We start from the raw sequence: 23,961 nt of genomic DNA, 5'->3' as shown, positions 1-23,961 counted from the left end.
AGAATGTTGTTATCTGAATGTTAAGTATTTGTTTTTCAAGTATATAAGATTGTTGTGGTGTTTTTTTATTTAGTTTTTTATGTAATTTTATTCTTAAGAAAATAACTACAACTAAATATCTCTGATGTTATGAAAGAAGAAGTATCTACTCAAGGAATGAATTTTAAAGTTGTTTTAGAAAATTATCCTTCAACATGGCCTGCCGAAGGATTTATTGATTTAAATATACACGATTTGCCTCATCATGGTTCTGTGATAGAATGGTGGTACCTTAATTGTCATGTTGTTTCAAAAGAAGGGAAAAAGTTTTCTCTATTTGCTTCCTTTTTTAGATTGACACTCGGAAAAGATAAGCAAGGCGCTTTCAAACATACACATTCAATGATATGGTCGTTGTCCGATTTGAGCACTAAAAAATATCATTCAAGCTCTCTTTTAGATAGGGAAACTCCAACTGAAATTTTGAAGATCATTAAAAGAAATGAAGAAAAGAATGTTGGGAATAAATTAGTCCGCCGTGCCTTAAAAGAGATATATGAAAAGGGAAATTTGCCACTTCCTGACAAACTTTTAAAACAACCAGCTAAAGTTGGGATAAAAAATCTTTTGCTTGAATATGATGAAAACTCTTTTAAAAAAGATGATCAGAATAATTATCACTTAAAACTGGAGAATTTATCAGATGAGATTATGTGTGATATTGAATTTGTTCCTTTAACAAAACCGATAAGACATGGACAAGACGGATTGGTAAGAGGTATCAGAAAAGAAGATATGTTTTATTATTTTATTCCAAAATGCAATGCCAAAGGGAAAATTAAAATAGGAGATGATATTTATGAAGTTGAAGGAAGTGGCTGGTATGATCATGAGTTTAGTGGTTCGGCAGAAGAAACATCAGAAATAGAATTTAAACATGATATTGCATGGAATTGGGCTGCATTGCAAATGGATAACGATTGTCAAATATCGGCTTATAATCTTTTTGATAATACAGATAGTGGAAAACCTTTAGGAGGAACTGTAATTGTAATTGACAAAGATGGAAATGAAAACAGCATAGAAGATTTTGTGTTTGTTCCTGAAAAATACTGGACAAGTAGCGGAACTTTTGTATCCTATCCTGTTTTGTGGAAATTTGAAATTCCAGAGATGAATATCTATCTTTCTATAACAGCTAATTTTCCTGAACAGGAGTTTATTACAATTCTCTCGCCACCTGCATTGTGGGAAGGATCTGTAAAGGTTGAGGGGAGTTTTGGAGGGGTTCAGGTTTCTGGTCACGGCTACATTGGGAGAAATGGATTTAATACCAATGATAATATTGAAAGCTTTTTAAAAGGTATTGGTAAGGCGACACAAAAATCTATAGAATCTCTTCTGCCTTTAAATCCTACTGATGATCAGTTTCATAGGTTGGTTTATAGCCCTTTGGGAGTTGGGTTTTTTACTTCTCAAGATAAAGAGCAATATGTGTTGTCTGTAATTAAGCCTATAAGAGAAGTAGTGGATAGGAGTAAAAAGGCGTGGCGTTCTTACGTTTTTCTAGCTTGTATGGATGTTGTTGGTGGAAACTCTCAACCATTTATTGACTGGCTGGCTATGCCAGAACTTATCCATACAGGATCATTAATTGTTGATGATGTTCAAGATAGGTCTGATACACGAAGAGGAGGAGTTGCGCTCCATCATTTATATGGTGAACCACTTGCGATTAATGCAGGAAATATATGTTATTTTATAGGTGAATTGTTCACTTATTCACCTAGGCTTACAGATCAAACCCGCTTAAAGGTATATGAGATGTATTTTGAAATGATGCGTGTTGCACATGCGGGTCAAGCCATGGATATAAGTGGCCTTCATTCTTTTATGCCTGAAGCTGTAGACAAGGGAGAAAGTTATTTGCTCGAGGAAAGAATTTATACAATTCACCGATTAAAAACTGCTGCGCCAGCATGCACATTAGCAAAAATGGGAGCTATGATTGGAGGAGGAAACGATACGGAAATAAATGCATTGGGTAGTTTTTTTGAAGCCATTGGAGTTGCTTATCAAATAATGGATGATGTACTCAATTTGGAAGGGTATGAAAACAATCTTAAAGATAAAGGTGAGGATATTACAGCTGGAAAAATAACTATGCCAGTCGCAAAAGCAATGCGTTTATTGCCTTTGGATAAACGGGAATATGTTTGGAAAATCTTGGAGACTATGCCAACTGATTTTGAGATAATAAAATCTGTGATTGTTTTATTGGAAGATTGTGGCGCTATTGATGAGTCTCGTAAAGAAGCTGAAGCATATATGGAAGAAGCTTGGAAAAAAGTAGATGAAATTATAACTGATTCTTTTTTTAAAATTAAATTACGAACATTTGGTTGGTATGCATTGAAAATAGAATAATTATTTTTTTGTTCTAACAGAAAAATTATTTTTTTGAGCCGCCCAGAAAATAGAATTCCGCAATAGTGTAGTGTAAGCTTCGTTTTGGAATAATTCTGGCGCATGCCCCATAAAAATATAAACGTTTCGTGAAGCAAAATGATCATTGGTCCAAACTACAGGATGATCGCCCATTTTTATTTTTGAATCGGGATCATAAGTCGATTCGTCAACTGAGGCGAGTACGTGAACATTCTGTCTTGGGCTTTTGTCATAAATGTACCATTCTTCCTTTTTGATGAGAAAATCAGTTGGAACTCCTTTTGTGACAGGATGCGATTTGTCTTCAATAGTTACTTTTCCATTGGCAAAATCCGGAATGTAATTGACAAATTTTATTCCGCCCATAAAATCAGAAAACCATTTCCACATTGGATAACCGTCAAATTCGCCAAGCAAAGTTGCATGATGCAAGCCAACCCAGCCACCTTTCCCATTATTCATGTATTTCTGAAACGCTTGCATCGATTCTTCGCTCCAAGTGTAAGGCGGATAATCAAGCTGTATAAAGACTTGATATTGTTTTAAAAGTTTCTCACTTATCGTTTTTGTGTTTTCAATATAATCAATTGTAAAACTGCTGTCAATTGCTAGTTTGTTCAGCCAAGGTTTTGCTGCTTTAGTAAAAGCCAAATGATGTCCGCCATTTTCATATAAAACTAGAGCCTTGAATCTTGTCTTTTTTGATTTTTGAGCACTACAATTTGTCTGAAAGAACAAGGTTGTCAGTAATAAAGTGACAATTAGAATTGAATTTTTCATTTAATCTTGATGTTATGATTTGCTGATTTTTAATTTTCAACCATAGCCGTTATAGCTTGTAAAAACCATGCTGAATGCGGAATCCATTGTTCTGTCCAACGCCACTCGTCATTTCCGTCTACATCCATATTAAACTCAATTCCTGATCCGTCGGGATTGCCTTCTTTTCCTGTAATTCCATTCGAAATACCGCCTTTTTCAGATCCGTGGCCATAATTAGAATGCATGTACGGAACATTTGTTTCTCCAAATTGATACAAAAAGCAAACAGAATATGGATTGCATCCCAAAATCCAAGATAATTGCTGTGAAGCGAAAATATCAAGTGATTTTTTTGTATTGTCATTTTTTTGAAGAGATGTAGCCTTTGCTCCTTCAATTGCGGCGGTTGCAAGCGAAGCTAAACGCGCGTTTTCGCCTTGCCACCACCAGCCAGTTTCGTTTTCATGCGGAATAAAAAATCCGTCTTTTACTTGTCCGTTAAATAAAAAACTTTGCCTTGCATAACCAAAAGGATTGCTAGTATTGTTTGTAACGGATAAATTATAATCCAATGCTTTTTTGATCACAGGCGTAACTATGTTTCTTTTCTTTTTGTCATTTTCTTTTTTCAGATATCGAGTCAAAGCCACAATAGGCAAGCCAGCATCGGCGGCATGCCAAAAAGGACGATTTCCGTCATTGCTTCTAAACCAGCCTTTATCTGTCATTCGGTTTTCAAGATTGTGGGCCCATTTTCTGGCTTCATCTCGATAGAAATTTTCATTTGTAGCAATCCATAATTCGGTGGCTGCCATCAAAGCGCAATAATCATCTATGATGTTTTCTTTTCCGTCATCATCATATTTTGTGTTGTTTGATAAAAGATGTTTGTAGGCTCTTTTTGCACCGTCTAAATATTGCTGTGAAGTAAAATCTCCATTTTTCTTCCATTGCGAAATTCTCGCCAGTGAAGCAATTGCCATACCTGCGCCTTCACGAAAAGCCGACTGATATTCATCTGTGGTTACACTATTTGCTTTTAATCCAACGATTCTGCGAGCCGAAGGATTTTTATCAAAATAACTGAAAACAATCATATAAAAATAATCTTCATCAGAAAGGCAGCGCATCATGTAATCGGCTCCCCAAATGGCTTCGTTATCCAGTGAATCTTTTATTTTCCATTGTTCTAGTTTTTTCGGAATGCTTTCAGAAGTATTAATAAGCGACCAAGTTACCAATGGTGTTTGTTGTGGCGATACAAAATTGGCGTAGGCCAAATGCGAAAAATATTTGCTTACGTCTCCCGATGCATCACACCATCCGCCGTGAACATCTACTTTTTTTATACTTCCAAACAACAGCATGTTTTTGTCTGCTTCGAGTTCTTCGGGTGTGTTGGCTCTTTGCTTATTGTAATAATGTACAATCGCAGAAATCGTTTTCTTCGCTAATATATTTTCTTCAATTGAAAAGCGAGCTGAAGTGTAGATTTGATCAGCAATTTTGAAAGAAATTTTATAATTTCCTGGTTTTTGAAAAGATGAAAAATCGGCTTTATAATAAAATTTACCGAGTTTCCAGTCGTCAACACTTTCCGCTTTTCCAATGTTAGAAGTAAAAACTGTTTTTCCAGATTCGGTATCTATAACATCAAAAGTGGTTTTCAAAAGGTTGTTATAGTATTCGATAATAGCAATTTTTGGACTTTTTGGATCAAAGCCAACTTGATTTACATGAATGATAGTTTTGCTGTACGCTGAAAATGAAAGAAACAAAACTAGCAAAGCGCATTTTAGTTTTAGCATGGTTGAATTTTTTAGCAAAATGGAATTGGTTTTCAAATAACTTTTAAGCAAAATACGAAAAACTGAAAATTTGAAACGCTTTTTAAAATCGTATAAAAAATTAAAGAACATTGAGTTTTAGCTTATTTCTGCTGATGTTTTAAATGTATGGAACAAAAAAATGATGTGTTTTTGTTGTGCTTTTTGCGAATAAATCGGACTTTTAGTATACTTTTTTGAGGAATTGATTTTTCTTACTTTTTTTGAATTGTAAAGGTTTGTTTTAATGTCTTTTAACTTTTTTTTATTAAATTTGGTATGACAATTTCAGCAAAATTTAATTCTATGGAAAAATTAAAACGCCCAGTTTACGTTAAAGCGGGCAATGATGATTTTTTTAAAAAGTTACGTACTGAAGTGAACGAAACTGTTTTGCAAAATTCATCATTGTATATGCTAAACATTATCAAGTCCCTCGGACTTGTATTTCTCTTTTTTTTATTTTATGCCTGTATTTTGCTGTTCGGAAACAGTACTCCGTTGTTATTCCTATTTTATATCTTGTGCGGTTTTACCATGATCGTACTTTTTATAAATGCATTTCATGATGCTGCTCACGGAGCACTTTTTAAGAAGCAAAAATACAATGAGTATTTTATGTATGTTTTGGAGCTTTTTGGAAGCAATCATTGGCTTTGGACGCGTCGTCACATTAATCTTCATCATGCGTATCCAAATGTCCCAGATTGGGATGTCGATATCAAGCAAAGCGATATCATCAGGATTTTTCCAAACAGTCCGCTGTTTAATTATCACAAATACCAGCATATTTATATGTGGTTTATTTACCCTCTTTATAGTCTGAATTGGATGTATATTCGTGATTTTAAAGATTTTTTTGGAACAAAAAATAATTATGTGAAAAAAGTCGTTGAAAAAATCCCAACACGCGAAATCTATAGATTATTTGCTGCCAAAATCATCAATTTGATTTACATGCTTTTTATTCCGATGCTTCTTTTGCAACAGCCTTGGTATATGGTTTTATACGGTTGGTTGGCCATGCATTTATGCGGAAGCGCCTTAGGAGTGGTTGCTCTTGTATCTACACATGTCGATGAAGATGCTCATTTTCCACAAACGGATGAAGATGGAAATCTTTCTGCAACATGGGCAATGCATCAAATGATTGTGACCAAAGATTTCAGTACAAACAGCAAATTAGCAAACTTCTTATACGGAGGCTTTACACATCATGTCGCACATCACTTGTTTCCTGGTGTAGGACATACATATTATCCTTATATTACACCCATTATAATGCGTTATGCAAAAGAATATGATTTGCCATACACTTCATATCCATTTTATCATGCGATACGCTCTCATTTTAGAATGTTGAAAGATAAAGGTATTCAAGAAAACATTCTATTGACAGGAGAAATTTAGTAGCAGTCTTCAGTCGCAGTCTCAATTTTCAGATGCAGTGAGCACTGTGGGCCGTGACTGCGACTGAAAACTCTATTTAATTTCAGCATTACTCTTTTTCGTATTTAAGTCCTTTAAAAAAGCATCTTTGATTTCAATTTCAAAATTATCTTCTTTAAAAATCGTCATTTTCGATTTTGCAAATTTGTAAACATTGATCTTATTGTTTTTTACGTCAATAAAAAGATCATAAGAATACGTGTTGCAGTCATGCTGTTTGCAGCCCCAAGCATGTACTATGTTTTCTTGTTTTTCAAAAGGAGTTTCTGTATTCCAATTTTTCACCATTTCATCATAATCTGCTCCCAGCAAAGTTTTTAATCTTGGAGCAAGTGCGCTTTTAGTTAAAAATTGCGTTCCGATTACGCTTTTATCTACCAAAGTATACAGCGAATCTGTTGGATTTAAAACGGTGCTATCTGTTTTTAAGGCTTCGGTTCTTATAGAAGTGGAATCAGTCGTTGGGACACTTTTTATATGTTCTTTTTTACAGGATACAATTGCAAAACAACTCAATGCAACTATAAAAAAATGCTTCTTTCCTTTGTTCATAGTATATCTTTTTGAATTAACTAATTGATTTGTAAAGTCTTGTTTAGCTAATTTAATGAAAAAACATCATTTTTTATTTAAAAAGAAATTGATTTCTGATTTGAAAGATTTGAAATATTGTTTAATTTCATTTTTTTAAATCTCAACCATTATGTCGCAATTTGTAAAATTCTTGTTTTTTGCTGTTTTTCTTTTTTGGAATATTTCTTCAAATGCCCAAAACGAAGCGTACGAAGGCCCTGTAAAACAAGAAATTCCTGATACTTCTTTTGTTAATTTGAAAGATTTCAGCAAGGATTTTGTTTACGACATGAAATATGCCACAGAAGATAATTTTTTGAAAGCAAAAGTTTATGATTGTGCGGAATGTGTTTTGAGAATGAAAACGGTCAAAGCGCTAATTGCTGCAAATAATGATTTTAAAAAGAAAGGTTTCAAAATCAAACTTTATGATTGTTACAGGCCTTTGTCAATTCAAAAAAGAATGTGGACAATTGTTTCTAACCCGAAGTATGTGGCCGATCCAAAAAAAGGCTCCATCCACAATAGAGGAGGAGCCGTTGATATTTCAATAGTTGATGCCAATGGTAAAGAAGTTGATATGGGAACTCCCTTTGATTTTTTTGGGATCGAAGCCAGTCATAATTATACAGCACTTTCAAAAGAAGTGAAATCGAATAGAAAGTTTTTGAAAAAAATAATGATCAAAAACGGTTTTAATTCATTTGATTCAGAATGGTGGCATTATAATCTAAAAGCAGGTTTGAATGATAAAGTATCTGATCAAAACTGGAAATGCGAATAATTATTCAACGCATCGAATGTTCTGAATGAAATAAGTGTCAGGGTTGTAAACCTTTTTATTCATTTCAGATGTTATTTCGCTTTTTACAATGTAATCTTCGGTATCAGTCAAATATTTGATTCGCATCATCGTCACTGGCGATTTTTTAAGCTCTTCGTAATTGTCTTTTACAAACATAAAAATGCCCGTGTTTACTCGATTGTCAAATCCGCCTTCGCGAATAAGCGTTCCGCAGTTTTCTTGATCGATGTGCATTAAAGTTACTACTTTTCCGTTTTGTAGTTGTAAAAATACGCGTGAGTTTTTGTCAAAGCAGTTTGCTTTTATAAAATCTTTGCTTTTTTGGATAAGCTGCAAATTAAGTGTTGGAAGTCCATCGGTTTGTGCCAAAGAGAAGAAAACATAACTAGAGTTTCCTCCAAAGTTTTTTTCACTGATAAGATATTCGTTTGTTACTTTATAAGTGCCTAGCGAGTCAGTTACATTGGCGCTATATTCACATGGTTTTTGTGCAAATGCAGTAAAGGTTAATAAAAAAAGGGTTAGTGTAATTAGTTGTTTCATTGTTTAGATTATTTTGGTGCAAATTAAAACTATTTTGTTATCTTTTACATCAGTTGTAAAAAAACAATACAAATTGCCTCCATTTTTTATTTTCCATTTTTTTCGGATGTTTTCTACAGTATCAGGAAAATTGCGTGTTGTTATATTGGCCTGCTGATTTGCAAGCTCCGTTTTCATCTCATTTTTGCTGTACGGAATCACTTTTTCTATCTTAAAAGTTCTGCCTGGAAAATCAATTAAATCTTCTGAAGTATATAAATGAGAGTGTTTGTGAAGTTTGTTAATTTTGAAAAAAGTACTCACTTCATCAAATCCACCAGATTTCATTATAGCCGAATTCGGTTCGTATAAATATTTTTGAGGCAATTCATAAGAGGGAAATTCGGTTTCATTGCCTAAAACAAATTCAAAAGCTTCTGTTTTTTCTTTTATGATATTGGCGGTTTTAATCGTAATCTCTCCCAAATAATTATTGTGAATTTCGAAAAGCAATTCTTTCACTTCATTTTCAAGTGCAATGATGTGAATGTTTTTTACAAATTTCAATTCAGATAAACCCGCAGAAATGTCTAAAAGGGGAGCGGTTTTTATTAAAATAGAATCGCTTTTTTCGAAGTAAAAATCCAAAGATTCAGGAACGTTCGGCAAACAATCTTTCAACATGAAAACCTTTCCTTTTGCATCATTTCTTCGGGAAGGATCAATATAAATCCAATCCCATTTTATTTCTGACTCTTTTAAAATATTGGCTGAATCATCTGCGTAGCAAAAACAATTTTTTATGCCTAATTGTTGTAAATTATGGTTTACAATTTCTGATAAATCTGGATTAATTTCACAATGAGTTACAGATTTAAACTTTTGTGAGAAATAAAAATCATCAACGCCAAAGCCTCCAGTAAGATCAATTAAGGTTTTTCCCGAAATTAAAGAAGCTTTGTAAGCTGCTGTTTTTTCGGAAGAAGTCTGTTCAACCGAAACTTTACTCGGATAAATAATATTTTCGGTCTTAAACCAAGTTGGGAGTTTATCTTTAGCTTTTGTTTTGGCTTCGATTTGATTTAAAATCAAAATCCAGTCCACTTCAGGAAAAGGATTCTTTTGAAGTGCCAGTTTTGAAATCGGAGCACCAACATTTTTGGATATAAAATCTTGAATGTTTTGGTGCAAAATAATTGTGTTCAAAGCTAAATTCTTTCAGTTAATACGGAGACGATTTTATTGTCTGGAAAAAACTCTTTTAAAATCACTTTCAGCATCGTATAGACTGGAATTGCGATGATCATTCCGACAATTCCAAAAGTAATACCGCTGATTAAAGTAATCAGGAATATTTCCAGAGGATGCGAATTTACACTTTTTGACGAAATTATAGGTTGGCTGATGTTATTATCAATGGCCTGAACCAACAAGAAACCGATTACGACGTAAATCGTTGTTGGCAAAATTTCAGATTGAAAATCATTTCCAATCAAACTGATCATCGTTAAAATGGCAGCTAATATAGTTCCGATAATTGGTCCGATGTATGGAATTACATTTAAGATGGCGCACAAAAAAGCAATTACAAAAGCATTTTTATTTCCGAAGATAATCAATACAATAAGGTATAGAAAAAAGACAACGGTTAATTGCAAAAGCAACCCAATAAAATAGCGCGTCAGCAAATGGTTTATTTTTGTAATTGAGTTTAAGATTTTGTCTTCGTTTGTGTCAGGAAGAATTTTTCGGGCTTGAATTTTAAAAGCTTCCTGATCTTTGATGAAGAAAAAAGTAATAAAAAAAACAGAAACTAATCCCATTCCCATATCGGCCATAAAACTCATAATGGAATTTATAAAGCTTGTGAAATAATTAAAATCCAAAGCCGATGTTATTTTTGAATCACTCAGCATTTTATTCAAATCAACATGTTCGATATTGAAGTAGTTTTCTAAACTTTTTTCTGTATCTATGAATTGTGCCTGCAAATGATTTGTATCTAATAAGGATAAATTATTGGCTTGGGAAATAATCAACGGCACAAATAAAAGAATGAAGCCAACCATTAATAATATAAAAAGAATAATTGTTGTGGTCGCTGCCAAAGAATTGCTGAATTTCAATTTGCTTCTTAAAAATTGCACTAAAGGATTTGCGATCAAACATAGAATTAGCGAAATACAGAGGTAAACGATCACTGTCTGTATTTCATATAAAAAGTATAAAACTGCAGCAACTGCCAGTATGGTTGCCAAGGCTCTTAGAATTCCGTTAGAAATGATTTTTGAAGTGATCATAGTTAAGTTTTAGACCATAAATATAGGAAAAAGCTTTGAAAAATTTAACAAGCATAAAAAAAGCGAGACGTAAATATCTCGCTTTCATTGTGCATTTTATTTGGATTTATTGTGCAAAAGCAGCTCTTGGTCCTCCAGAAGCAAAAATAGCTAACATTCTGCTTTTTTGACCTGTAGAGAACATATACATTGCGTTGTCGTCAACATAATCCATGTAGTTCATAGTCATTTCAACTGGAGTTCCAGAACAAGTGCTATAGTGTGGATATGCTGGTACACCATAATTTGCAGTATTGTGTGTTGGAGTATCAGATACCAAATCGCTTCCGCAAGTTGCATCTCCCCAAATGTGACGTAAATTCATCCAGTGTCCAACTTCGTGAGTTGCTGTTCTTCCTAAGTTGAATGGAGCATTTGCAGCACCAGACAAACCAAAATAACGAGAATCAATTACAACTCCATCTGTTGCAGATGAACCGCCAGGGAATTGCGCATAACCTAGAATTCCGCCACCAATAGCGCAAGACCATAAGTTAAGTTTTGTAGTAGGAGATGTTGGTGCAATACCGCCTTGAGCTGTTTTTTTCATAGCGTCATTGGTTCCCCAAGATGTTTTAGTAGTTGATTTTCGGATTACTTGATCCAATACAAATGTAATTCCGATGTTAGCTTTAACTCCTGCAAATAAAGCTGGAACGCTATTGTAATCTGAATTTAGAGCATTGAAATCTTTGTTTAAAACATCAATTTGAGTTTGGATTTGTGCATCCGAAATGTTTTGTGCAGTTGTTTTGTATAAAACGTTCACAACAACCGGAATTTCGATTTTGCCATTTACTAAACGACCAGAAAATCCTTTAAGCAATTGCTCGTTTGTAAAAGCTTCAATTTGATTCATTCTGATGGCCTGCATTGGATCAGCTTTTAATTGCGCTTCTAATACGTCTTGTGAAGCACAAGAACGAAGTGTAGCAACTTTTGCTTCTGCTCCAGTTCCTTCAGTTTGGTCATTTTGACAAGAAAACAGCATTAACGCTGCAACTGCGGTAATAAAAATTTTTTTCATAATAGTTTGGGTTTTTGTTATAAAAAAATTACTTTGGTTAATTATAACGCAATTTTATAACAAAAAAATATTGTGGAAAAATATTACAAAGATTATTTTGTGAGAAATTTTACAATCCCTTACAAATACTGATTCCTACAAAAAATTAACAAAAAATATTAATAAGTTTTTTCTTTCTTTTGTATTTTAAAGTGCATTTCATCGTGATTATCTGTTGTTTATCGAAGAAATTAAACAAATCAAATCGGAAGAAAAAAACGATAGGATACTTAAAAAGAATTTTATGAAGAAGTAATCTCGTAAAGTGCAATACTTGCCGCTTGCACAACATTCATGCTGGAGTTTTTTCCAAACATATTTATATGTACTATTTGATGCGAAATTTTTAAAAGCTCGTCTGAAATACCATTTATTTCGCTTCCAATTAAAAGTGCAATTTTTTGATTTTCAGGGATAACAACTTCTTTAAGCGGTTTACTGTTGCTGGCGATTTCCAGCGCAATAATTTCAAAATTGTTTTCAGTTAGATAAGTAATTAAATTTGAAGTTTCTTCAATTACTTGATGCGATACATGCAAATGTGTGCTTCGTGAAGTTTTGTTGATTTTGCGAGGTGTAAGCGGAATATCTTTTCCTGAAAAAATGATGTTTTCGACTCCAAAAGCTTCACTAATTCTAAAAAGTGAACCAATATTTTGCTGGAAATAAATATGATCACAGACTAAAGTTATTGGAAACGTCTTTCTTTCAAATTGATTGTCGTAATGAGTGAGCTGCACTTTGGTTAAATATTAATTGGTAAAAATATAATTGATAATATTGGCGCCCATTTTTAAAGCTTTGTCGCGAACATTTGCAGGATCATTATGAACTTCGGCATCTTCCCATCCATCGCCTAAATCACATTCGTAAGTATATAAAAGCACTAATTTGTTTTCGACAAAAATTCCAAAGGCTTGCGCGCGCGTACCATCATGTTCGTGGATTTTTGGCAATCCATTTGGGAAAGGGAAAGGTTTTTGAAAAATAGGATGATTTGCAGGAATTTCGATCAAATCATTATTTGGAAATATTTTCTTGATTTCTTTTCGGATATATTGATCCATTCCATAGTTGTCATCAATATGAAGAAAACCACCAGAGGTCAAATAATTTCTCAAATTAGTGATATCTGAATCGCTGAAAACTACATTTCCGTGTCCCGTCATATGGACAAAAGGATAGGAAAGAAGATCAGGATTGCTAGGTTCGACCGTTGAGGGTTTTGCTTTGATGCGCGTATTGATGTTAGAATTACAAAAACGAATCAAGTTTGGCAATGAAGTTGGATTGGCATACCAGTCGCCACCACCGCTGTATTTCAACAAAGCAATTTCTTGTGAAAAAGAAGAGATTGAAATCAATAAAAACAACAAGAATATTTTTTTCATAATTATATGTTTTGTCATTTCGACGAAGGAGAAATCGCACTAGAAATTCCTCAAGCTATATCGCCAATCTTTGTAGCGCTACGTTTGCGATCTCTCCTTCGTCGAGATTACAAACGTAGCGTTAATTAATCGAACAGTGATTTTTAATTTGAACTTTCATTAAAGAATACTACACTATGGCAAGCCACAACCGCTGCAGTTTCTGTTCTTAAACGAGTATTTCCTAATGTAACGGGTTTGAAATTGTTTTCGATTGCCAATGCAATTTCTTTTTCAGAAAAATCACCTTCTGGACCAATTAATAATGTTACATTCTCATTTGGTTTCAAGCTTTCTTTCAATGATTTTTTATCTGTTTCTTCGCAATGCGCAATGAATTGCAAACCTGTATTTTTTTGTTTGATAAATTCTTTAAACGAAATTGCCGGATTTAATTTTGGCAAAAACGTTTCGTTTGATTGTTTCATTGCCGAAAGAATGATTTTTTCAAAACGCTCCGGATTTATTGCTTTTCTTTCAGATCGATCACAAAAAATAGGCGTAATTTCTTGAATGCCAATTTCGGTTGCTTTTTCTAAAAACCATTCAAAACGATCGTTCATTTTAGTTGGCGCAACAGCAAGGTGCAATCGGAATTTTGGTTCAGGAGATTTTTGAATCGAAAGTACATCCACGATACATTTATTGTCTGATGCCAAAGTAATTTCGGTTTCAAATAATAATCCATTTCCATTTGTAACATGCAGAATATCTGAATCTTTTTTGCGTAAAACCTTTATGATATGACGGCTTTCTTCTTTGTCAAAAGAAAAACTTTCGGTTGTTTCGTCGATATCGGGATTGAAAAATAACTGCATAATTAAAATTGAATTCGCGCTTTTGAAACAACAGAAGCGTCTTCAAAACGATTTGATAAATATTTTTGATAACCTACAATTCCAATCATTGCAGCGTTGTCTGTAGTGTATTCGAATTTCGGAATAAAAGTTTTCCAACCATATTTGCCTTCTGCTTCTTTCAGCGTAGTTCTGATTCCTGAATTCGCCGAAACTCCTCCGCCAATTGCAATCTGCGTAATTCCGGTTTCTTTTACAGCTAATTTTAGTTTATCCATCAAAATTTCAATGATGGTATGTTGAATAGATGCACAAATATCATTTAGGTTTTCTTCGATGAAATTTGGATTTTCTTGTTTGTTTTTCTGAATGAAATATAAAACTGCTGTTTTTAATCCAGAAAAACTAAAGTCTAATCCAGGAACTTTTGGTTTTGTGAATTGAAAAGCTTTCGGATTTCCTTCTTTTGCATATTTGTCGATCAAAGGTCCGCCAGGATAAGGAAGTCCAAGAATTTTGGCGCTTTTGTCAAAAGCTTCTCCAACGGCGTCATCAGTGGTTTCGCCGATGATTTCCATGTTAAAAAAGCTGTTTACTTTTACAATTTGAGTATGTCCTCCGCTGATTGTCAAAGCTAAGAATGGAAATTCAGGTTTGTCGAAGCCTTCTTCATCAATAAAATGCGCCAAAATATGAGCATGCATATGATTGACTGCTATAAGCGGAATATTTAAAGCTAATGACAATGATTTACTGAATGAACCACCCACGAGCAATGACCCCATCAAGCCAGGACCCTGTGTAAAAGCAATGGCACTTAGCTGTTCTTTTTGTATATTTGCTTTGCGAAGTGCAGCATCAATTACTGGAACAATGTTCTGTTGATGCGCTCTTGAAGCCAATTCTGGAACGACACCGCCATATTGATTGTGAATTAACTGATTGGCCACAACATTTGAAAGTACTTTGTCGTTATGTAGAACTGCAGCCGCAGTATCATCGCAGGAACTTTCAATGGCAAGAATAAAAACCTCTGAATTTTGCATATAAAGGCACAAATTTTGAATTATATTTGACAAATCAAATTTTTGATTTCTTTGATTGTAAAGGAGAAGCCAAAATTAAAGAATTTTTATCAAAATCTGCCGTACTTTGTCTGTGCAAAACAAATTAATAGAAAACTAAAATTAAAGCAGCTATCAAAAAAGTAAAGAAAATAGTATCCAGAACCCTAATTGGGTTGATCTTACTTTTGTTAGCGTTCGCTATCATACTGTCTTTGCCTGCCGTACAAACAAAAATCGCCCGATATGCAACAGAATCTTTGCGAGAAGATTTTAATGCTAATATTACGGTAGGGAGAGTTGCGATAAATATTTTTGGAGGCGTAAAGCTTAAAGATGTTTTGATTTTAGATCATCATAAAAAAGTAATGATCGCTTCTGATATTATTACAACTGATATTTTGAGTTTTAAAAGATTGATGGATGGTGACTTGATTTTTGGCGATCTTCGATTGACGGGTTTGATTTTTAATTTGAAAACCTATAAAAACGAAGACGAAAATAATATCAATAAGTTTGTCAAACTGTTTGAAACAGGAAAACCTTCAAAATCAAAAAAACATTTTTTGCTTACAGCTAAAAATGCATACATTTCTAAAGGATTTTTCTCGGTTGTTGATGAAAATAAAAAGACTCCAAAATTTCTTGAATTTACAAAGCTAAATGCATACATAAGCGAATTTAAATTGTATGGACCTGATGTAAATACCAATATCCACAGGTTTTCATTTCAAGATCACCGTGGCTTGTATGTTTCTAATTTCGCTGGGAAATTCAGTTATACCAAAAAACAAATTAAAGTTGAGAATCTTGCGATAAAAACTAAAAGGTCAACGCTTTATGGTCAGGCAATTTTAAGGTATAAAGTAGAAGATTTTCTTCATTTTACAGATAAAGTAAAGTTTGATGTTGCAATTGATTCTGCTTCGATTGCTTCAAATGATATTCGTTATTTCTATGATGGATTAGGAAGAAATCAGCGTTTTAGAATTCGAACCAAATTAAACGGGCCACTTAATAATCTGAATCTGCATAAATTAAGATTGAGTGATACTAATGGTTCTAGAATTGTTGGAAACATCAATTTTAAAAATCTTTTAGGAGATAAAATGCAGAAGTTTTCTATGGAAGGAAAATTCGATAAATTGACTTCGAGCTATGATAATCTTGTGGTTTTGCTGCCTAATGTGCTTGGGAAAAGGCTTCCGAAAGAACTTAAAAGAATCGGGAAGTTTAATATCGTGGGTAAAACAAAAGTCTCAACTACTGATTTGGAAGCCAAATTTAAAATGGCAACCGATTTAGGGAATGGAGAAGCCGATTTGCATTTGAATAATATGGACTTTATTGATAAGGCATCTTATTCGGGTAATATTATTTTGGATAATTTTAATGTTGGAGCATTACTGGATCGAAAAGATATTGGCAGAACAACTTTAAATGTTGATGTGGATGGAGTTGGTTTTACCGAGAAATATTTGAATACAATTATAAAAGGTGATATTGCAAAACTGGATTACAATAATTACACCTATAATAATATAACTGTTAATGGTAATTTCAAACTTCCATATTATAAAGGAGAAGTTTCTGTGAACGATCCTAACTTAAGTTTGACTTTTGATGGTTTGGTGGATTTGAGTAAACGTGAGAACAAATATGATTTTCATATTAATGTAGAAAATGCCGATTTGCGCAAATTGAAATTTGTGTCTGATTCTATTTCTACTTTCACGGGAGATGCCGTTGTTGAAGTTTCTGGAAATTCTATTGAGAATCTTCAAGGAAATATTTTCATTAAAGATGCGGTATATAAAAACCCGAAAAACACCTATGCTTTTGATGATCTGACTATCAATTCTAGTTTTGATGCTGATAGACTTAGAACAATTGCGGTAAATTCGACAGATGTTGTAAACGGGCAAATTGTTGGGAAATTCCGCTTTGATCAATTGGATAAATTGGTAATGAATTCAGTAGGAAGTTTGTATACCAATTATAAACCTTATAAGGTTGGAAAAGGACAGTTTTTGCGTTTTAATTTTCATGTATATGATAAAGTTGTGGAAATGCTTTATCCGGAAATTAACATTGATTCTTCCACGGTTATGCGTGGTAAAATTGATGCCGATTTGCAAGAATTCAAATTCAGATTCAAATCGCAAAAGATCAAGCTGGACAAAAACACTTTTGACAACATCCGAATCAATATTGATAATAAAAATGCGCTTTATAATGCTTATGTTGAGTTAGATAGTATAAAAACGCCATATTATAAAATACGCGACTTCAATTTAATTAATGTTACTGCAAAAGATACGCTGTATGTACGTTCAGAATTTAAAGGTGGTGATAAGGGAGAAGATTACTTCAATCTCGATTTGTTTCATACAATAGATAAAAACAAAAACAACATTGTCGGGATCAAGAAATCTGAAATGAAATTTAAAGACTATATATGGTATTTAAACGAAAAATCAGAAAAAGACAATCAGATCATTATTGATCAGCATTTTAAAAACTTCAATTTTGATAATATTGTTTTATCTCATGAAGGCCAGAAAATTGATTTAAATGGCGTGATTAAAGGAACAGACTATAAAGATCTCGTCCTCAATTTTGAAGATGTTGACATCAATAAGATTACCCCTTATAATTCCAAGTTTGTTTTCAATGGAAATTTGAACGGAAAGGTAAACTACAAGCAGAATAAAAATGTTTACCAACCTACAGCTTCGATTAAGATCGATCATCTTAATATGAATAAAACCGAGTTGGGAACATTGAATTTTGATATTTCGGGAGATGAGAGTTTTAGGAAATTCACGGTAAACTCATCGATTCAAAATGGTTTTACTGAATCATTTAAAGCGAGCGGAACTTTTGCGATTGAAAACAAAGAAACATTTTTAGATCTGAATTTGAAAATGGAAGGATTTAATTTGGCTACTTTAGGACCAGTTGGCGGTGAAGTAATTTCGAATGTTCGCGGATCTGTTTCTGGAAATGCTGCAGTTGTTGGGAATTTGAAAAAACCAGAAATCAATGGAAGGCTTTATGTTGAAAAAGCTGGAATGACAATTCCGTACCTAAATACAGATTATGAGCTAAGTGATCGAACCGTAATTGATTTGACAGACGAGAAATTTTTGTTTAGAAATAATCAATTAACAGATACCAAATACAAAACAAAAGGATTGCTGAATGGAACGATTGAGCATCATAATTTTGGAAACTGGAAATTGGATCTTACAGTGACTTCAAAACGATTATTGGCACTTGATACCAAGGACAGTGAAGATGCGGCATATTTTGGAACTGCATTTATAAACGGAACAGCAAGTATCAAAGGTCCTACAGAAGGATTATTTATTAAGGTAGATGCAAAATCTGAAAAAGGAACAGAAATTAAAATTCCGATAAGCAATGCACAAAGTGTTGGTGAAAGCAGCTGGATTCATTTTGTTACACCAAAAGAAAAATACAATTTGGCCAATGGTATAGTCGAAAAAACAAGAAATTACAACGGTCTTGAATTAGAGTTTGATTTTGATATTACGCCAGATGCCGAAGTTGAAGTAATCTTGGACAGAAATTCGGGTCACGGTATGAAAGGAAAAGGATACGGATCTTTATTATTTAAAATCAATACGCTTGGCAAGTTTAATATGTGGGGAGATTTCCAGGCATATGAAGGAACTTATAATTTTAAATATGGAGGTTTAATCGATAAAAAATTTGCGGTTAAAAAAGGTGGCTCTATTATTTGGGAAGGAAACCCAATGAAAGCGCAACTTAATCTGGAAGCTGTTTATAGAACATCGGCAAATCCTGCGGTATTATTGGAGAATTCTTCTTTTAATAAAAAAGTTCCTGTAGAGGTTGTTATTGGCTTAAGAGGAGATTTGACAAGTCCAGATCCTAATTTTGATATTCAATTTCCGTCTGTGAGCAGTGTTTTAAAGTCGGAGATACAATATAAGTTAGATGATAAAGATGTTCGCCAAACACAAGCATTGTATTTGCTTTCAACAGGCTCGTTCATGAGTCCTGATGGATTTAATCAAAGTGATTTGTCGGGAACATTTGCAGAGACTGCGGCAAGTTTGTTAGGAGGTATAATCAAATCAGATAATGATAAAGTAAATATCGATCTGAATTTTATTTCTGCAGACAAGCGAATCGGGCAAGAAGCTGATGGGCAGTTTGTAGCCAATATTTCATCGCAGATTAACGAAAAGATATCTATCAATGGAAAAGTCGGAGTGCCGGTAGGAGGAGTGAACGAATCGGCTATTGTTGGAGATATTGAAATCCTTTATCGCGTTAATGAAGATGGCTCAATGAACCTCAGATTGTTTAATAAAGAAAACGACATTAATTATATAGGACAAGGAATTGGTTATACGCAAGGTGTTGGTATTTCGTATGAGGTTGATTTTGATACGTTCAGCGAATTGGTTAATAAATTGTTTAAGAGCCATAAATTGGAGCGTACTATTAAAAAAGGATCAACGGATGATGTGCAAGATTCGTATTTAAATCCGGATTACATCAATTTTACCAATAAAAAGGATGCTGAAAAAAATAAAAAGAAACCTGAGAAAAAGGAAGAAGAGAAAAAACCACCACCTGTATATAACAATCAAGGTCTGATTCCTGATAACGACGATTTTTAACAGATTGTTAAATAAAATCAAATTATAAACCATTATTCGCGTAATGGTTTTTTTTATGCTTAAATTTAGAGGTTTAAATGTTTTTTTGAACAAAGTGCACTTTCGCAATTTTGTAACACTTCATTAATGTATTGTTAATTTTAAGGATTTAATTAAAATAAGTGCCTTTTATTATTTTAAATGAATTTTTTGGTATCAAAAAACTTATTAACGAAAACGTTTGAATTTAACATATTTTATTAATTTATGATAAACATAGCCTGAAAAGTGCCGAATGTTTGCTAATTTTACAACTTAATACTTAAATAATGCCAAAAACAATAAAAAAAGTTGGTGTTCTTACCTCAGGAGGAGACTCGCCAGGAATGAATGCTGCAATACGATCAGTTGTTCGAACATGCGCTTATCATAATATAGAATGCATAGGAATTTATAGAGGGTATCAAGGAATGATCGAAGGTGATTTTAAAGAAATGGGCCCTCGAAGCGTAAACAATATTGTAAATAAAGGAGGAACGATCTTGAAATCGGCTCGTTCTGTTGACTTTAGAACACCGGAAGGTAGAAAAAAAGCTCACGAAAACCTTGTAAAAGCTGGAGTTGATGCTCTAGTGGTTATCGGTGGAGATGGAAGTTTTACTGGAGGTTTGATTTTTAATTCAGAGTACGATTTTCCAGTAATTGGAATTCCAGGTACAATTGATAATGATATTTATGGGACTAGCCATACTTTAGGCTATGATACAGCTTTAAATACAGTTGTAGATTCTATAGATAAAATCAGAGATACAGCAAGCTCGCACAACCGTCTGTTTTTTGTAGAGGTTATGGGTAGAGATGCTGGGCATATTGCTCTTAATGCTGGTATTGGAGCAGGTGCTGAAGAAATCCTTATTCCTGAAGAAGATTTAGGTCTAGACAGATTGTTGGACTCTCTTCAAAAAAGTAAAGCTTCAGGAAAATCATCAAGTATAGTTGTTATTGCTGAGGGTGATAAAATTGGTAAAAATGTATTCGAATTAAAAGATTACGTTGAAGCTAATTTGCCTGAGTATGACGTAAGAGTTTCTGTTTTAGGACACATGCAGCGTGGTGGTTCTCCATCTTGTTTTGACCGTGTTTTGGCGAGTCGTTTAGGTGTAAAGGCTGTAGAATCTTTATTAGAAGGTAAATCAAACTATATGGTTGGTCTTAAAGAGGACAAAGTAGTTTTGACGCCGCTTGAACAAGCAATTAAAGGAAAATCAGAAATTGATAGAGAATTATTAAGAGTGTCTGACATTATGTCGACCTAATAAATAAAAGTTTAAAAGGAAAGAAAGTTTATTGTGAGGAAATTAGACTTTTAAATTAGTGTAATAAAAACAAAAGCAAAAAATTTAGTAAAATGTCAAAAGTAAAATTAGGAATAAACGGATTTGGACGTATCGGAAGAATCGTTTTTAGAGAGTCTTTCAATAGAGATAATGTTGAGGTTGTAGCAATCAATGATTTATTAGATGTAGATCACTTAGCTTACTTATTAAAATATGATTCAGTTCACGGTCGTTTCAACGGAACTGTTGAAGTTAAAGAAGGAAAATTATATGTAAACGGAAGAAACATCCGTATCACTGCTGAGAGGAATCCAGCTGACTTAAAATGGAACGAAGTTGATGTTGACGTAGTTGCTGAATGTACTGGTATTTTCACAACTGTTGAAACTGCAAGCGAGCACTTAAAAGGTGGAGCTAAAAAAGTAATCATTTCTGCTCCTTCTGCTGATGCTCCAATGTTTGTAATGGGAGTAAACCACGAAACTGCAAAAGCTTCTGATTTAGTTGTTTCTAACGCTTCTTGTACTACAAACTGTTTAGCTCCTTTAGCTAAAGTTGTCAATGATAATTTCGGAATCGTTGAAGGTTTAATGACTACTGTTCACGCAACAACTTCAACTCAAATGACTGCTGACGGACCTTCTAGAAAAGACTGGAGAGGTGGACGTGCTGCTGCAATCAACATCATTCCTTCTTCAACAGGTGCTGCTAAAGCGGTTGGAAAAGTAATTCCATCTTTGAATGGAAAATTAACTGGTATGGCTTTCCGTGTTCCTACTGCTGACGTTTCTACAGTAGATTTAACTGTAAAACTTGCTAAAGAAACTTCATATGAAGAAATTATGGCAGTTTTGAAAAAAGCTTCTGAAAACGAATTGAAAGGTATCTTAGGATATACTGAAGATGCTGTTGTTTCTCAAGATTTTATCTCTGATAAAAGAACATCTATCGTTGATGCTACTGCAGGAATTGGTTTAAATTCAACTTTCTTCAAATTAGTATCTTGGTATGATAATGAGTATGGATACTCAAGCAAATTAATCGATTTGTCTGTACATATTGCAGGTTTAAAATAATAATATATATTTTTGCAAAATCCCGTTATCTCAAAGTAACGGGATTTTCTTATTTTGTTACGTCTTTAATTAATGTAAAAAATACACTTTTTATTTAAATGAAGAAAAACTAACTCAAAAAACAAAAAAATAAAATGAAATTAATAGTTGACAGTGGATCTACTAAAGCAGACTGGATTGCGATAGATGATAATGGAAAAGTATTATTCACGACACAAACTTTAGGGTTGAATCCTGAAATTCTTGATGGTCCTGAAATCATCGAAAGATTAAATGACCGTTTTGATATTTTACAAAACAAAAAGAATGCTTCGCACTTGTTTTTTTATGGAGCAGGATGCGGAACAGACCGAATGAAAGAATATTTGAAACAAGTCTTTCAAGAATATTTTTCTAATGCAATTGTAGACGTTCAAGAAGATACTTATGCAGCTGTTTATGCAACAACTCCAAAAGGAGAAGAGGCAATTGTTTCAATTCTAGGAACGGGTTCTAACTGCAGTTATTTCGATGGGAAAGTATTGCATCAAAAAGTACAATCATTAGGATATATTGTGATGGATGATTGTAGTGGAAATGTTTTCGGAAAAGAATTGATCAGAAAATATTATTTCAATAAAATGCCTAAAGAATTGGCGGTTGAACTTGAAAAAGAGTACGACGTTGATCCTGATTTTATTAAAAACAAATTATATAAAGAGCCAAATCCAAATGCGTATTTAGCGACTTATGCAAAGTTTTTAATTAAGCATAAAGACACTGAATTCTGCAGAAAAATCATTTTCAAAGGGATGAAATCTTTCGTTAAAAACTACATCAAACAGTTTGACAACTGTAAAGAAGTTCCTGTACATTTTGTTGGTTCTATTGCATTTTATTTAAAAGATGAGCTACAAGTGACTTTCGATAAATATGAGCTTAAATTAGGAAATGTTTTAAGAAGACCAATCGATGGTTTAATTGCTTATCATGTCGCTAATCAATAGTTCTGGATTTATGGAAATTGCAATTATTGCTCACGACGGCAAAAAAGCGGATTTGATTGATTTTTTAATTAAAAATGAAGCAGTTTTGCACAATGAAAAAATAAGGCTGATTGGTACTGGAACTACAGGGGGAAAAGCTGAAGCTGCAGGGTTTAAAACCCAGAGAATGCTTTCAGGGCCTCTTGGTGGTGATGCGCAAATTGCTGGAAGAGTTGCGGAAGGGATAACTAATATGGTTTTCTTTTTCAAAGATCCTTTGTCAAGTCATCCGCATGAAGCTGATATCAATATGCTGATTCGTGTGTGCGATGTGCATAATGTGCCGCTGGCAACAAACGAAGCAACGGCACAATTATTATTAGATGCTATTGCACAGCAATTATAGAAATCTCAACATTTACATTTTTTGGCAAACATGCCACTTGAACCGTTTCACGTGCTGGAGCGGTTTTTTCGTTAAAATAAGATCCGTAAACTGTGTTTATTGCGCCAAAGTTATTCATGTCCATAATGAAGATAGTTGATTTCACAACATTTTCAAATGTCATACCTGCAGCTTCTAAGATTGCTGCAATGTTCTCCATCACTTGCTTTGTTTCGTCGTTGATATTGTCAGTTACAAGTTCTCCTGAAGCTGGATTGATCGCAATTTGTCCAGAAGCATAAAGTGTGTTTCCTGATAAAACGGCTTGATTGTAAGGCCCTATTGGAGCCGGTGCTTTTTCGGTAAAGATGATTTTTTTCATAATCAATATATTTTATTAAAAGTATAAGTTTGATTTTTTGCGATAAGCTATTAGTCATAAACTTTTACATACTCATAAAGACAAACTTTTGATTTTAT

General features: G+C 33.6%; 20 protein-coding genes. 8 read left to right on the top strand and 12 right to left on the bottom strand.

What is annotated here, in order from left to right:
- Positions 1-129: 129 nt before the first annotated feature.
- On the top strand, positions 130-2,406 hold the full coding sequence (locus EYY60_RS03885; RefSeq protein ID WP_132988091.1) for a polyprenyl synthetase family protein: 2,277 nt from the start codon (positions 130-132) through the stop codon (positions 2,404-2,406).
- Here the strand turns inward: EYY60_RS03885 and EYY60_RS03880 are convergent, their stop codons facing one another.
- Positions 2,407-3,207 carry a ThuA domain-containing protein gene (locus tag EYY60_RS03880; protein ID WP_132988090.1) on the bottom strand — a complete coding sequence of 267 codons (801 nt, stop codon included), beginning with the start codon at positions 3,205-3,207 and terminating at the stop codon, positions 2,407-2,409. It lies immediately after the preceding gene.
- A gap of 29 nt (positions 3,208-3,236) precedes the next feature.
- Positions 3,237-4,997 carry a glycoside hydrolase family 9 protein gene (locus EYY60_RS03875; protein ID WP_132988089.1) on the bottom strand — a complete coding sequence of 587 codons (1,761 nt, stop codon included), beginning with the start codon at positions 4,995-4,997 and terminating at the stop codon, positions 3,237-3,239.
- Positions 4,998-5,321: 324 nt separating this feature from the next.
- Here EYY60_RS03875 and EYY60_RS03870 point away from each other — a divergent pair, with 324 nt between their 5' ends.
- A complete protein-coding gene (locus EYY60_RS03870; RefSeq protein ID WP_132988088.1) occupies positions 5,322-6,425 on the top strand; it encodes a fatty acid desaturase family protein in 1,104 nt (367 codons plus the stop codon).
- A 72-nt stretch (positions 6,426-6,497) separates the two neighbouring features.
- On the opposite strand, the gene EYY60_RS03865 is transcribed toward EYY60_RS03870, so the two are convergent.
- Positions 6,498-7,016, bottom strand: coding sequence for a hypothetical protein (locus tag EYY60_RS03865; protein ID WP_132988087.1), 519 nt, complete (start codon positions 7,014-7,016; stop codon positions 6,498-6,500).
- Positions 7,017-7,167: 151 nt separating this feature from the next.
- On the opposite strand from EYY60_RS03865, the gene EYY60_RS03860 reads away from it, so the two are divergent.
- A complete protein-coding gene (locus tag EYY60_RS03860) occupies positions 7,168-7,821 on the top strand; it encodes a M15 family metallopeptidase (protein ID WP_132988086.1) in 654 nt (217 codons plus the stop codon).
- Here the strand turns inward: EYY60_RS03860 and EYY60_RS03855 are convergent, their stop codons facing one another.
- The 8 genes from EYY60_RS03855 to tsaD all read right to left on the bottom strand — a co-directional run bounded on the left by EYY60_RS03855 (position 7,822) and on the right by tsaD (position 15,042).
- Positions 7,822-8,385, bottom strand: a complete 564-nt coding sequence (locus EYY60_RS03855) for a hypothetical protein (protein ID WP_132988085.1) — start codon at positions 8,383-8,385, stop codon at positions 7,822-7,824. It lies immediately after the preceding gene.
- Between the two features lie 3 nt (positions 8,386-8,388).
- On the bottom strand, positions 8,389-9,570 hold the full coding sequence (locus tag EYY60_RS03850; protein WP_132988084.1) for a THUMP-like domain-containing protein: 1,182 nt from the start codon (positions 9,568-9,570) through the stop codon (positions 8,389-8,391).
- A 2-nt stretch (positions 9,571-9,572) separates the two neighbouring features.
- A complete protein-coding gene (locus EYY60_RS03845) occupies positions 9,573-10,664 on the bottom strand; it encodes an AI-2E family transporter (protein ID WP_132988083.1) in 1,092 nt (363 codons plus the stop codon).
- A 106-nt stretch (positions 10,665-10,770) separates the two neighbouring features.
- Positions 10,771-11,730, bottom strand: a complete 960-nt coding sequence (locus tag EYY60_RS03840; RefSeq protein WP_132988082.1) for a M43 family zinc metalloprotease — start codon at positions 11,728-11,730, stop codon at positions 10,771-10,773.
- Positions 11,731-12,011: 281 nt separating this feature from the next.
- Positions 12,012-12,509, bottom strand: a complete 498-nt coding sequence (locus EYY60_RS03835) for a TrmH family RNA methyltransferase (RefSeq protein ID WP_132988081.1) — start codon at positions 12,507-12,509, stop codon at positions 12,012-12,014.
- A gap of 12 nt (positions 12,510-12,521) precedes the next feature.
- Positions 12,522-13,160, bottom strand: a complete 639-nt coding sequence (locus EYY60_RS03830; RefSeq protein WP_132988080.1) for a DUF4159 domain-containing protein — start codon at positions 13,158-13,160, stop codon at positions 12,522-12,524.
- Positions 13,161-13,303: 143 nt separating this feature from the next.
- Positions 13,304-14,017, bottom strand: coding sequence for a 16S rRNA (uracil(1498)-N(3))-methyltransferase (locus EYY60_RS03825; RefSeq protein ID WP_132988079.1), 714 nt, complete (start codon positions 14,015-14,017; stop codon positions 13,304-13,306).
- Positions 14,018-14,019: 2 nt separating this feature from the next.
- Positions 14,020-15,042, bottom strand: coding sequence for a tRNA (adenosine(37)-N6)-threonylcarbamoyltransferase complex transferase subunit TsaD (gene tsaD, locus EYY60_RS03820; RefSeq protein WP_132988078.1), 1,023 nt, complete (start codon positions 15,040-15,042; stop codon positions 14,020-14,022).
- A 227-nt stretch (positions 15,043-15,269) separates the two neighbouring features.
- On the opposite strand from tsaD, the gene EYY60_RS03815 reads away from it, so the two are divergent.
- The 5 genes from EYY60_RS03815 to EYY60_RS03795 all read left to right on the top strand — a co-directional run bounded on the left by EYY60_RS03815 (position 15,270) and on the right by EYY60_RS03795 (position 23,502).
- Positions 15,270-19,739 carry a translocation/assembly module TamB domain-containing protein gene (locus tag EYY60_RS03815; protein ID WP_132988141.1) on the top strand — a complete coding sequence of 1,490 codons (4,470 nt, stop codon included), beginning with the start codon at positions 15,270-15,272 and terminating at the stop codon, positions 19,737-19,739.
- Positions 19,740-20,047: 308 nt separating this feature from the next.
- Complete coding sequence (gene pfkA, locus EYY60_RS03810) at positions 20,048-21,034, top strand: 6-phosphofructokinase (RefSeq protein ID WP_132988077.1); 987 nt, start codon at positions 20,048-20,050, stop codon at positions 21,032-21,034.
- A 92-nt stretch (positions 21,035-21,126) separates the two neighbouring features.
- On the top strand, positions 21,127-22,131 hold the full coding sequence (gap, locus tag EYY60_RS03805) for a type I glyceraldehyde-3-phosphate dehydrogenase (RefSeq protein WP_132988076.1): 1,005 nt from the start codon (positions 21,127-21,129) through the stop codon (positions 22,129-22,131).
- A 134-nt stretch (positions 22,132-22,265) separates the two neighbouring features.
- A complete protein-coding gene (locus EYY60_RS03800) occupies positions 22,266-23,117 on the top strand; it encodes an N-acetylglucosamine kinase (RefSeq protein WP_132988075.1) in 852 nt (283 codons plus the stop codon).
- A 10-nt stretch (positions 23,118-23,127) separates the two neighbouring features.
- Positions 23,128-23,502 carry a methylglyoxal synthase gene (locus EYY60_RS03795; RefSeq protein WP_132988140.1) on the top strand — a complete coding sequence of 125 codons (375 nt, stop codon included), beginning with the start codon at positions 23,128-23,130 and terminating at the stop codon, positions 23,500-23,502.
- Here the strand turns inward: EYY60_RS03795 and EYY60_RS03790 are convergent.
- Positions 23,483-23,863, bottom strand: coding sequence for a RidA family protein (locus EYY60_RS03790; protein ID WP_132988074.1), 381 nt, complete (start codon positions 23,861-23,863; stop codon positions 23,483-23,485). The genes EYY60_RS03795 and EYY60_RS03790 overlap by 20 nt on opposite strands.
- Positions 23,864-23,961 lie beyond the last annotated feature (98 nt).

Origin of the sequence: Flavobacterium zhairuonense (genome assembly GCF_004352915.1) — a bacterium.
In the GTDB taxonomy this organism is placed as follows: domain Bacteria; phylum Bacteroidota; class Bacteroidia; order Flavobacteriales; family Flavobacteriaceae; genus Flavobacterium; species Flavobacterium zhairuonense.
This window is presented reverse-complemented; position numbering and strand designations above follow the sequence as displayed.